Raw genomic sequence first — 11,718 nt, 5'->3', positions numbered from 1 at the left:
CCACTAGCCCGTCCGGCGTTTGAGGACGAGCGCGTCAGCGCCAAATCGGGGGGCGAGGGGGCGCAGCCCCCATGCAGTGACGGGAAGGGTAAGGGCGGCGGGGGCGAGGAAAAGCCCTCAGTCCAGGTAGCCGCGGAGCTGGTCCGCGAACGCGTGGTCGCGGAGTTTGTTGAGGGTCTTGGACTCGATCTGGCGGATGCGCTCGCGCGTGACGCCGAAGATCCGCCCTATCTCCTCCAGCGTGCGCGGCCGGCCGTCCGCAAGCCCGTACCGGAGCTGGACGACCTTCCGTTCACGCTCACCCAGCGTGGAGAGAACCGCCTCCAGATGCTCCCGCAGCAGCAGGAAGGCAGCCGACTCCACAGGACTCGTCGCGTCCCCGTCCTCGATGAGGTCACCGAGGGCGACGTCGTCCTCCTCCCCCACCGGCGCATGGAGGGACACCGGCTCCTGCGCCAGCCGCAGCACCTCGCTGACCCGCTCGCTGGGCAGGTCGAGATGCGCGGCGACCTCCTCGGGCGTCGGCTCGTACCCCCGCTCCTGGAGCATCCGGCGCTGCACACGCACGACGCGGTTGATGAGTTCGACCACGTGGACGGGGACCCGGATCGTGCGGGCCTGGTCGGCGAGGGCCCGGGACATGGCCTGGCGGATCCACCAGGTCGCGTACGTCGAGAACTTGTACCCGCGGGCGTAGTCGAACTTCTCGACCGCCCTGATCAGCCCCAGGTTGCCTTCCTGGACCAGGTCGAGCATGGTCAGCCCGCGCCCCACGTACCGCTTGGCGACGGAGACGACGAGGCGCAGGTTGGCCTCGATGAGGCGGCGTTTGGCCATCCGGCCCATGACGACCAGTTTGTCGAGGTCGAGGGCGAGCTGGCTGTCGAGGTCGGAGGCCATCCGGAGCTTCTCCTCGGCGAAGAGGCCCGCCTCGACCCGGCGGGCGAGCTCGACCTCCTCCGCCGCGGTGAGGAGCGGGATCCGGCCGATCTCCCGCAGGTACTGGCGGAACAGGTCGGACGAGGGCCCGCCGGTGTCCGCACGCCCGCGCGGCAGCTCCACCGGCTCCGGTGTCTCGGTCTCGCTCTCCACGAGGACCGCGGCGGGCGGCTCCGGCGTACTGTCCGGTTCCGCGACGGTCTCGGGGTGGTGGGCGGCACGGTTCTGCGGCGGTACGGCCGCGAGGGCATCGGCGTCCGTGTCCGTGTCCGTGGTGTGTGTGCTGTTGTCGGTCAGGGTCTGGGTCTGCACGGGGGCGACCTCCAGGAATGTCGCTGCTGAGGCGTGCGGCAGCGGTACGTCGGGGATGGGGTCGACGGCCTTGCCGCTGTCCATCCCGAAGTCATTGCGCGGAACCGCGGGGACTTCGGACCCGTCGCGTTCGGGTCGGCCGCGCTCCGAGGACTCAGGCACCGGAACCCAGTGTGGAGTACGACACATCCTCGCCACGAGGGGCGTGCGGTGACTTTTTGAGTCCTGTCCGTGACTGCGTGGTTACCCTCGCGGAAAATTCATGTGCTCGTCCGTGCCCTGATCTGGCACGTTCCCCGCGTGTCCGGTTCTCCGATACGGAACCCGGCCGTCGGACCGGTCAGAGCGCGGAGGGGCCCTTTTCCCGCAGGGCCTGGTCGTACTGCTGGAGGACCCACAGCTCGTTCTGCACGGCGGCCAGCTGGACCGGGTCGCCCTGGGCGCTGGCACGCGCCAGAGCGCCCTGCACATCGCGCACCCGGCGCTCGACGGCGCGCCGGCGGACGGTCACGAGCTGTTCGCCCGCGTAGGCCTCGTCGACGGTCTTGCGCATGATGGCCTCGACGGCGAGCTCCGTGACCATGGCGCGAACCGTGTCGTCCGAGGCGGCCTCGCGGACCCGGACGAGGTACTCCTGCGCGTCCTGGACGCCGTACTCCGCGCCGCCCGCCTCCATGATCGTCTCGCGGACGGCCGCGTACGGCGGGGCGGTGAACTCGTCCACCCCGTACGCGTCGAAGGCCGGGGAGACCAGATCGGGGCGCTGGAGGGCGAGCTTGAGGAGTTCGCGCTCGGTGGCGAAGACCGGGTTGCGCAGGGTCAGGGCCGGGCCGGAGGGGGGCCGCGGGCCGCTGTTGTCGTACTGCTGCGGGGCGCGGCCGTTGTTCGCGGGCGCGGGGCCCTTGCCGCCTCGGTCGCGGGCCCAGCGGCCCAGCTGGGCGACCCGCTTGACGACGAACTGGGTGTCGAGGATGCCGAGCATCCCGGCGAGCTGCACGGCGACCTCGTGCTGGGCGCCGGTGTTCTTGATGCGGGCCACGACGGGCGCGGACTCGTCGAGCGCGGCGGCGCGGCCCGCGGGGGTCTCCAGGTCGTAGCGGGCGACGATCTGGCGCAGGGCGAACTCGAAGAGCGGGGTGCGCGGTTCGACCAGGTCGGCGACGGCCGCGTCGCCCTTGGCGAGGCGCAGCTCGCAGGGGTCCATGCCGTCCGGGGCGATCGCGATGTACGTCTCGGCGGCGAACTTCTGGTCGTCCTCGAAGGCCCGCAGGGCGGCTTTCTGGCCGGCCGCGTCACCGTCGAAGGTGAAGATCACCCGCGCCGAGCCGTTGTCCATCAGGAGCCGGCGGAGGATCTTGATGTGGTCGTTGCCGAAGGCCGTGCCGCAGGTCGCGATGGCGGTGGTGATGCCGGCGAGGTGGCAGGCCATGACGTCGGTGTAGCCCTCGACGACGACGGCCCGGCTGCTCTTGGCGATGTCCTTCTTGGCCAGGTCGATGCCGTACAGGACCTGGGACTTGCGGTAGATCGGCGTGTCGGGCGTGTTCAGGTACTTGGGCCCGTTGTCCGACTCGTACAGCTTGCGGGCGCCGAAGCCGACGACCTCGCCGCCGATGTCGCGGATCGGCCACATCAGGCGGCCCCGGAAGCGGTCGATGGGGCCGCGGCGGCCCTCCTGGGCGAGCCCGGAGAGCACCAGCTCCTTGTCGGTGAAGCCCTTGCCGCGCAGGAAGCGGACGAGGTGGTCCCAGCCCTGGGGGCTGTAGCCGACGCCGAAGTGCGTGGCGGCCGACTGGTCGAAGCCGCGCTCGGCGAGGAACTTGCGGCCGGTGTCGGCCTCGGAGCTGGTGTCGAGCTGCTCGATGTAGAACTTGGCGGCGGCCTGGTGGGCCTCGACCAGGCGGATCCGCTCGCCGCGCTGGTGGGAGGGGTTGTAGCCGCCCTCCTCGTAACGAAGGGTGATGCCCGCCTGTCCGGCGAGGCGCTCGACCGACTCCGAGAAGGAGAGGTGGTCGACCTTCATCACGAAAGTGATGGTGTCGCCGCCCTCCTGGCAGCCGAAGCAGTGGAAGAGCCCCTTGCTCGGGCTGACCTGGAAGGAGGGCGACTTCTCGTCGTGGAAGGGGCAGAGACCTTTGAGGTTCCCGCCGCCCGCGTTGCGCAGTTGGAGGTACTCGGAGACCACGGCGTCGATCGGGACCGCGTCCCGAACCGCCTTCACGTCCTCGTCGTTGATCCTGCCGGCCACGCGCCGAGTCTACGGGGACGGTGTGACAGCGGAGTCCCCCCGAGTACCTCCGTCGGTCATGGGACCAGGCTGTCCAGCGGAACGTGCGGGTCCGCGAGCGCCTCGGTGTCCACCCTCACCCCCGTGCGAATCAGCTGCTGGATCGGTTCTGTGACGTCCCACACATTCACGTTCATCCCGGCCAGCACGCGCCCCTCCTTCACCCAGAAGGCGATGAACTCGCGCTTGCTCGCGTCTCCCCGGATCACCACTTGGTCGTACGTCCCCGGGGGCGCCCAGCCCGAGTACTCAAGCCCCACGTCGTACTGGTCGGAGAAGAAATAGGGCACCCTGTCGTACGCCGTCTCGCGGCCCAGCATCGCGCGGGCCGCCGCCGGGCCGCCGTTCAGCGCGTTCGCCCAGTGCTCGACGCGCAGGCGCGTGCCGAACAGGGGGTGGGGGAAGGCGGCCACGTCACCGGCCGCGTAGATGTCGGGGTCGGAGGTGCGCAGCAGTTCGTCGACCGCGATGCCGCCGCCGTGGGCCCGGTCGGCCAGTTCCAGCCCCGCCGCCTCGGCGAGTCCGGTGCGCGGGGCGGCCCCGATCGCGGCCAGGACGTCGTGCGCGGGGTGCTCCTCGCCGTCGTCGGTGCGGGCCGCCAGGACCATGCCGTCCTGGCCGGCGATCTCGGTGAGCCGGGCCCCGAAGTGGAAGCGGACACCGTGCTCGCGGTGCAGCTCGGCGAAGAGCTCGCCCAGCTCGGGGCCGAGGACCCCGTGCAGCGCGGTCTGCTCGGGCTCGACGACGGTGACCTCGGCCCCGTACTCACGGGCCGCCGCGGCGATCTCCAGGCCGATCCAGCCGGCGCCGGCGATGACCAGATGGCCGTTGTCGCGGCCGAGGGCGGCCAGTACCTGCTTGAGCCGCTCCGAGTGCGCGAGGCGCCGCAGGTGGTGGACCCCGACGAGGTCCGTGCCGGGGATGTCCAGCCGGCGCGGTTCGGCGCCGGTCACGAGCAGCAGCTTGTCGTAGTGGACGAGCGTGCCGTCGTCACCGAAGCGGACGGTCTTCGCGGTCCGGTCGATCGCGTCGACGGTCTGGCCCAGGTGCAGCTCTACGTCGTTCTGCGCGTACCAGGCGGGCTCGTGGACGAAGACGCTCTCGCGCTCCTCCTTGCCGAGCAGATATCCCTTGGACAGCGGCGGGCGTTCGTACGGGTGGTCCCGCTCGTCGCAGATCAGTATCACCCGGCCGCTGAAGCCCTCCGCCCGGAGAGTCTCGGCCGCCTTGGCGCCGGCCAGGCCTCCTCCGACGATGACGAATGTCTGATCTGCGTCGACCACTTGATGCCTCCTCGTTACGGTGTCGCCACCTGCGAGCGTCCCGCACGCAGCGTGATGGGGGAAGAGGGAGTGACCCGATCAGGCCACGCAGTGTCACGTCCGCCCCTTCAGGACGTCACACCTGCACCCTGAGCCTCGCATGCAGTGATCGCGCGGCGGCGTCCGTGAGCGACGCGATCTGGTCGACGATCACCCGCTTGCGGGCACGGTCGTCGGACGCCTCGTCGAACAAGGCCCGAAACTGCGGGTCGAGGCCCTCCGGCGCCCGCGCGGTGAGCGCCTCGGCCAGCTCTGCGACGACGATCCGCTGGTCGGCGCGGAGCAGCTCCTGCTCGGCCCGCTGCATGACGTACCGGTCGGCGACCGCCTTGAGCACCGCGCACTCCAGGCGGGCCGCGCGCGGGACGACCAGCTCGGCGGCGTAGCGCGTGAGCCGTCCCGCTCCGTACGTCGCGCGGGTGGCGCCCTCGGCGGCGAGGCAGAACCGGCCGATGAGCTGGCTGGTCGCGTCCTTCAGCCGGGCCTGCGCGACGGCCGAGCCGTCGTAGCGGTGCGGCCACCACTCCTGCGCCAGGAGCCGGTCGAGGGCCTCCGCCAGCTCGGCGGGGTCGGTGTCCGCCTCGACGTACCGCCCGACGGCGACCTTGAAGATCTCCTGCCGCTCGGACTCCGCGTGCAGGCACTCGGGGTCGATGTGGCCCGCGTGCAGGCCGTCCTCGACGTCGTGCACCGAGTACGCCACGTCGTCGGCCCAGTCCATGACCTGCGCCTCGAAGGTGGTGCGGGTGCCGGGGGCGCCCTCGCGGACCCAGTCGAAGACGGGACGGTCGTCGTCGTAGACCCCGAACTTCGGGGAGCCCGGGTCGGTGGGGTGCCCGCCGCGCGGCCAGGGGTACTTCGTGGCGGCGTCCAGGGCGGCGCGGGTGAGGTTGAGGCCGACGCTGATCAGGCCGTCGCCTGCGCCGACCCGGATTCCTGCTCCGCCGCCGTTCGCGGTGGTGGACGGGGGCATCGTCTCGCTGCGCACGAAGCGCTTGGGCTCGATGCGGGTGAGGAGTCTGAGCGACTGGGCGTTGCCCTCGAAGCCGCCGCAGTCCTCGGCGAACTCGTTCAGCGCCTGTTCCCCGTTGTGCCCGAACGGGGGGTGGCCCAGGTCGTGGGAGAGGCAGGCCGCCTCGACGAGGTCGGGGTCGCAGCCGAGGGCGGCGCCCAGCTCGCGGCCGACCTGGGCGCACTCCAGGGAGTGGGTCAGGCGGGTGCGGGGGCTGGCGTCCCAGATGTGGCTGCGGGTGCCGGGGGTGACGACCTGGGTCTTGCCTGCGAGGCGGCGCAGGGCGGAGCTGTGCAGTACGCGGGCGCGGTCTCGCTGGAAGGCGGTGCGGCCTGGGCGTTTGTCCGGCTCGGTGGCCCAGCGGGCCACTGACGTGGGGTCGTAGGAGGGGGGTGGGGTCTGGGGCTCGTACGGCTGTTGGGTGCTGGTGGGGTCGGTGCTGGTGCCTTCCATGTCTTGACAGTAAGCGGCGGCGCTGACAATTGGGGCGTGGGGGTTTGCGTCTGCGCGTCTGCCGGCGGGCGGCGGGCGGGTGCGGGTTCGTCTTGGCTTGTCGCGCCGTTCCCCGCGCCCCTGAAAGACTGCGCCGTTCCCCGCGCCCCTCAAGACAAAAGATTGCGCCGTTCCCCGCGCCCCTGAGCGTGCGCCCCTGGGCTGCACGCGGCCTCCGGGTGCGTGTTTCTAGGCGGTGGCGGCCAGAGGGTGGTGGGTGGGGGTCGGGGTGGCCATTGCCTGGTCGTAGCGGTGGAGGGTCAGGCGGGCCATGGACGGGTGGGCGCCCAGGGGGGACGCCGCCGGGCCCGGGGCCGCCGCCGCGCACTCCGTCGAGAAGCGGCCGGGGGCCGTGAAGTACGAGGCCACGGCGATGTGGTGGCGGCCTCTCTCTGCGAACGCGCGCACGGCGTCCGCGACCGTGGGCGCCGCGGCGGAGGCGTAGGCGGGTACGACGGGCACGCCCAGGCGCTCGGCGAGCAGCTCCGCGGTGCGGCGGGTGTCGACGGCGGCGTCGGGGTCGCGCGAGCCGGCAGCGGCGAGCACGACCCCGCTCGTCCGGCGCCCGGCGGCGTCCGGCGCGCGCCAGCCCGCCTCGACCAGCCGCGTGTGCAGCGTCTCGACGAGCAGCGGGTGCGGGCCGAGCGGCGCGGCGACCCGGGTACGCGCCCGCGAGGCGGCGGCCGCCTCGGGGATGTCCCGCTTGACGTGGTGGCCGCGGCTCAGCAGCAGCGGTACGAGAACCGCGTCGCCGGTGCCGAGGGAGGCGAGGGTGTCGGGCAGCAGGGGTTCGTTCAGCTCGATGTGCCCGAGGCGCACGGGCAGGCCGGGGCGCAGCTCGCGGATCCGCTCCATCAGGGTCCGTACCGTGCTCAGGGCACGCGGGTCGCGGCTGCCGTGGCCCACCAGGACGAGCGCGGGCGGGGCGGGACGCCGGGTGCCGAGCCGACTTCTGTTCCGGTTCATGAGGTGCGCCGTCATGCGTCAAGGGTGCGGGTACGAGGTTGCCACCCCGTTGCGCGGCGGTGACGGGTCTTTTCCAGGGCTTCACGGTCGGGTGCGGGGCGGTGTGAGGTGCCGTGAAGAAGGTGGCACGGAATGACACGCAGTGAACCGGACGGCCGTGTGCCGCGTCTCCCGGAGAGAGGCCACCCCGGGGAGGGACCGTCCCATGCGTCGTCCGAGACGTCCGCGACCGCCGCGACTGCCGGAGTTCTTGAGACCGCGGCTGCCGCGCACCCGTACCGGGCAGCGCCGTGCCGTACAGGCCGTGATGGCCGGGTGCGTGCTCGCACTGCTTCCGGCCACCTGGATGTTCACGGTCGCGGACGACCGGCTGCGCACGGCGGCGGACGTGCCGCGCACCGAGGTCGCGGTCGTCTTCGGGGCCGGACTGTGGCGGGGCGAGCCGTCGCCGTACCTCGCGCACCGGCTGGACGCGGCGGCCGGTCTCTACCGGTCCGGCCGTATCCAGGTCGTCCTGGTCACCGGCGACAACAGCCGCGAGGACTACGACGAGCCGGACGCCATGCGCGCCTACCTCACGAAGCGGGGCGTGCCCGACGGGCGGATCGTCAGCGACTACGCCGGCTTCGACACCTGGGACTCCTGCGTCCGGGCCAAGAAGATCTTCGGGGTGGACGAGGCGGTGCTGATCAGCCAGGGCTTCCACATCCGGCGGGCGGTCGCGCTGTGCCAGGAGGCGGGCGTCGAGTCGTACGGGGTCGGGGTGGACGCCGTGCACGACACCACCTGGTACTACGGCGGAGCCCGCGAGGTGGTCGCGGCGGGCAAGGCGCTCCTGGACGCGGTGTTCGAGCCGGATCCCATGTTCCTGGGGCCCCAAGAGCCGGGCGTGCAAAGGGCGTTGGCAGCCGGTGGCCGATAGTCGACGAGACGGACATCACGCGGGGCGACGGGTTTGACGGGGACCTCTCACCCTGCCGCGTGAAAGCGGCTTCGCAGCGTTCTGTAGTCAACTGACTACGGATAGTGTCTTTTTCAGCGGCCCGGACCTCAACCGGGCCTGTCGAAAGGACACATGATGACTGGACTTCGTACCGCCTTCGTCGCCGCCACGGCCGCCGCTCTGCTGTCGGTGACGGGTGCCGTGACGACCGCCTCGGCGGGCGACGACGGCGCGTCGCTGAAGGAGCCGGGGTGCGCCAAGCTCGTCGGCTCCGGCTGGGGATACGCCGACATCCACAACGCGTGCGGCCACACGATCTCCGCCACTGTCGAAGTCGACGGGTGGGACCCCAGCTGTATCCAGATCGGACCCGGCGCGGTCGCCCGCATCGGCCTGGAGGCGGGCGACGAGCCGTACTACGCGTACGAGTGCTGAGCGGGGCCGCGCGAGCGGATCGGGCGTGCCGGGCCGGGTGCGCGTGGCCGCGCGTGCCCGACCGGGTGAGCGCGACCGGGTGAGCGCGGTCTCCGGGCGGGCTGCGGGGCGGGAGCACTGGCGGGTGCTCCCGGCCCGCCGTCCCTCCTCATGCGGGCGCCCTCACGGTCGGCCGGTTCCGGCGGGGAGGTCCCGTTGCCTGTCGCGTAACGGGGTGCGTCGTGCCGCGTAACACGCCCGACGCACGCTGAACGGTATGCAGACCCCCGTGACGCCCACCCACTGCCCGTACTGCGCGCTGCAGTGCGGCATGAACCTGACGCCCGTGCCGGACGGCGACGGCGGCAGCGTGGTCGAGGTGACGGAACGCACCGACTTCCCGGTGAACCGGGGCGCCCTGTGCGGCAAGGGCCGTACCGCGCCCGCGCTGCTCTCGTCCCGGGTGCGGCTGACCTCCCCGCTGGTCCGCACGGACGGCGAGCTGCGGCCGGCCGGCTGGGACGAGGCGCTCGACCGGATCGCCGAGGGGCTGTCCCGCACGCGTACGGAGCATGGCCCGGACGCGTGCGGGGTCTTCGGCGGGGGCGGGCTGACCAACGAGAAGGCGTACACGCTCGGCAAGTTCGCCCGGGTCGCGCTCGGCACCTCGCAGATCGACTACAACGGACGCTTCTGCATGTCGTCCGCGGCGGCCGGCGGCATCAGGGCCTTCGGCCTGGACCGGGGGCTGCCCTTCCCGCTGGAGGACATCCCGAGGACGGGGTGTGTGATCCTCGTAGGCTCGAATCTCGCCGAGACCATGCCGCCCGCGCTGCGCTATCTCACGGAACTGAAGGAGAACGGCGGCACGTTGATCGTCATCGATCCGCGCCGCACCCGTACCGCCGAACAGGCCGATCTGCATCTGGCGCCCCGCCCGGGTACCGATCTCGCCCTGGCGCTCGGCCTGTTGCACCTGGTGGTGGCGGAAGGCCGTACGGACGAGGCGTACATCCATGAGCGCACGAGCGGCTGGGAGGAGGCGCGGGCCGCGGCGATGGCGCACTGGCCCGAGTACGTGGAGCGGATCACGGGGGTGTCCGTTCCCCAACTCCGTGAGACCGTGCGGATGTTCTGCGAGCCGGAGTCCGCGATGGTGCTCACCGCGCGAGGGCCCGAGCAGCAGTCCAAGGGCACGGACACGGTCGGCGCGTGGATCAACCTCTGCCTGGCGACCGGGCGTGCGGGCCGGCCCTTCTCCGGGTACGGGTGTCTCACCGGGCAGGGCAACGGGCAGGGCGGGCGCGAACACGGACAGAAGGCCGACCAGTTGCCCGGCTACCGCAAGCTCGACGACCCGGCGGCGCGGCGGCACGTCGCCGAGGTCTGGGGCGTCGACCCCGACTCGCTGCCGGGGCCCGGCCGCAGCGCGTACGAGTTGCTCGACGCCATGGGTACGGACATCCGCTCGCTGCTCGTGATGGCCTCGAACCCGGTGGTGTCCGCACCCCGGGCCGCCCACGTCGAGGAACGGCTGCGGTCGCTGGACTTCCTGGCCGTCGCCGACGTGGTGCTGTCGGAGACCGCGGAGCTGGCCGATGTCGTGCTCCCCGTCACCCAGTGGGCCGAGGAGACGGGCACGACGACCAACCTGGAGGGCCGCGTGCTGCTGCGCAAGCAGGCGATCACGCCGCCGGACGGCATCCGCAGCGATCTGTACGTCATGCGTGAACTGGCCGCCCGGCTGGGCGTGGAGAAGGGCTTCCCCACGGACCCGGAGGAGGTCTTCGAGGAGCTGCGCCGGGCGAGCGCGGGTGGGCCCGCCGACTACTCGGGGATCACGTACCGGCGGCTGGCGGAGGAGAACGGGGTGTTCTGGCCGTGCCCCGCTGAGGAGGCCGGTGGCCCGACGGGGCTCGCCGCCGGCGCCGGTGCGGGCGGGGTGCATCCCGGTACGCCCCGGCTGTTCCTCGACCGGTTCGCCACCCCCGACGGGCGCGCCCGGTTCGTCGCCGTGAGCCATCGGCCGCTGGCGGAGGAGCCGGACGACGAGTATCCGGTACTGCTCACCACGGGGCGGGTCGTCTCGCAGTACCAGTCGGGTGCGCAGACCCGGCGGGTCGACGAACTGAACGCCGCCGCGCCCGGTCCGTTCGTGGAGCTGCATCCCCGGCTGGCCGAGCGGCTGGGGGCGGTGGAGGGGGAGCCTCTTGCCGTGGTGTCGCGGCGGGGGCGGGCGGTTGCGCCCGCGCGGATCACCACCGCGATTCGGGACGACACGGTGTTCATGCCGTTTCACTGGCCGGGGGAGGGGCGGGCCAACACGTTGACCAATCCGGCGCTTGATCCGGTGTCCCGGATGCCGGAGTTCAAGGCTTGCGCCGTTCGTTTGGAGCGGGTGGGAGTGTAGGCGGGGTGGGCTGAGGTGGGTGGGGTGCTGCGGGTCGGGTGTGGCCGGTCGCGCCGTTCCCCGCGCCCCTGAAGGCGAAAGATTGCGCCGTTCCCCGCGCCCCCAAAAACAAAAGACTGCGCCGTTCCCCGCGCCCCTAGGTGGGGCGCCAGTTGCCGGTTCTGATGGGGTTGCCGTTCGCCCTTAGTCGCGTCGCTGTCGCTGGGGCGGCGACGTACACCCAGGCCCGTACGTGTGCGCCGTCCGTCGTCCGTGTCACGTCTCTTGCCACGCGTTCGTAGAGGTTCGTCGGGTCGCCCGGGGTGTACTCCTCCAACCGGTCGAGTGCGGGCAGGAGTTGGGCGTACGCGGTGGGGGTGGCGGTGACGAGTTCGCCGTGCACCACTCCCCCGCCCCCGGGTGTCTCGACGGCGTACGGGTAGCCGGGGCCGTCGTACAGCAGCGCGCCCGTGAGGGTCGCCGGGGTCTGCGAGAGTGTGCGGCCGCGAAGGAAGGCGTCGTGGTTCACCTCCCCTCGGAGCAGAGTCCCGTAGACGAAGAACGGCAGCCGGCTCACCGTGCCCGGGCCTTTGCAGAAACGATTCTTACCCCTCACACGTCCCCCGTTGATCAGCTATGGAC

9 protein-coding genes are annotated in these 11,718 nt (G+C 71.9%); 3 read left to right on the top strand and 6 right to left on the bottom strand.

The window, feature by feature from the left end; genetic code table 11:
• Nucleotides 1-117 precede the first annotated feature (117 nt).
• The 5 genes from OHS59_RS30330 to OHS59_RS30310 all read right to left on the bottom strand — a co-directional run bounded on the left by OHS59_RS30330 (nt 118) and on the right by OHS59_RS30310 (nt 7,345).
• A complete protein-coding gene (locus OHS59_RS30330; protein ID WP_328496525.1) occupies nt 118-1,413 on the bottom strand; it encodes an RNA polymerase sigma factor in 1,296 nt (431 codons plus the stop codon).
• A gap of 178 nt (nt 1,414-1,591) precedes the next feature.
• Complete coding sequence (dnaG, locus tag OHS59_RS30325) at nt 1,592-3,499, bottom strand: DNA primase (RefSeq protein WP_328496524.1); 1,908 nt, start codon at nt 3,497-3,499, stop codon at nt 1,592-1,594.
• 56 nt (nt 3,500-3,555) lie between these two features.
• Nucleotides 3,556-4,821, bottom strand: coding sequence for an NAD(P)/FAD-dependent oxidoreductase (locus OHS59_RS30320; RefSeq protein WP_328496523.1), 1,266 nt, complete (start codon nt 4,819-4,821; stop codon nt 3,556-3,558).
• Between the two features lie 115 nt (nt 4,822-4,936).
• Nucleotides 4,937-6,325 carry a deoxyguanosinetriphosphate triphosphohydrolase gene (locus OHS59_RS30315; RefSeq protein ID WP_328496522.1) on the bottom strand — a complete coding sequence of 463 codons (1,389 nt, stop codon included), beginning with the start codon at nt 6,323-6,325 and terminating at the stop codon, nt 4,937-4,939.
• Between the two features lie 228 nt (nt 6,326-6,553).
• Nucleotides 6,554-7,345, bottom strand: coding sequence for a sirohydrochlorin chelatase (locus tag OHS59_RS30310; RefSeq protein ID WP_328496521.1), 792 nt, complete (start codon nt 7,343-7,345; stop codon nt 6,554-6,556).
• A 190-nt stretch (nt 7,346-7,535) separates the two neighbouring features.
• Between OHS59_RS30310 and OHS59_RS30305 the strand changes: the two genes are divergently transcribed.
• The 3 genes from OHS59_RS30305 (at nt 7,536) to OHS59_RS30295 (ending at nt 11,097) form a co-directional block, all read left to right on the top strand.
• On the top strand, nt 7,536-8,252 hold the full coding sequence (locus OHS59_RS30305; RefSeq protein WP_328496520.1) for a SanA/YdcF family protein: 717 nt from the start codon (nt 7,536-7,538) through the stop codon (nt 8,250-8,252).
• Between the two features lie 153 nt (nt 8,253-8,405).
• A complete protein-coding gene (locus tag OHS59_RS30300) occupies nt 8,406-8,708 on the top strand; it encodes a hypothetical protein (RefSeq protein ID WP_328496519.1) in 303 nt (100 codons plus the stop codon).
• A gap of 256 nt (nt 8,709-8,964) precedes the next feature.
• Nucleotides 8,965-11,097, top strand: a complete 2,133-nt coding sequence (locus OHS59_RS30295; RefSeq protein WP_328496518.1) for a molybdopterin oxidoreductase family protein — start codon at nt 8,965-8,967, stop codon at nt 11,095-11,097.
• A 136-nt stretch (nt 11,098-11,233) separates the two neighbouring features.
• Here OHS59_RS30295 and OHS59_RS30290 read toward each other — a convergent pair whose 3' ends face one another.
• Entirely contained in the window at nt 11,234-11,653 is a 420-nt protein-coding gene (locus OHS59_RS30290; RefSeq protein ID WP_328496517.1) for a gamma-glutamylcyclotransferase family protein, read from the bottom strand.
• Between the last annotated feature and the right edge of the window lie 65 nt (nt 11,654-11,718).

Origin of the sequence: Streptomyces sp. NBC_00414, assembly GCF_036038375.1 — a bacterium.
Lineage (GTDB): Bacteria > Actinomycetota > Actinomycetes > Streptomycetales > Streptomycetaceae > Streptomyces.
This window is presented reverse-complemented; position numbering and strand designations above follow the sequence as displayed.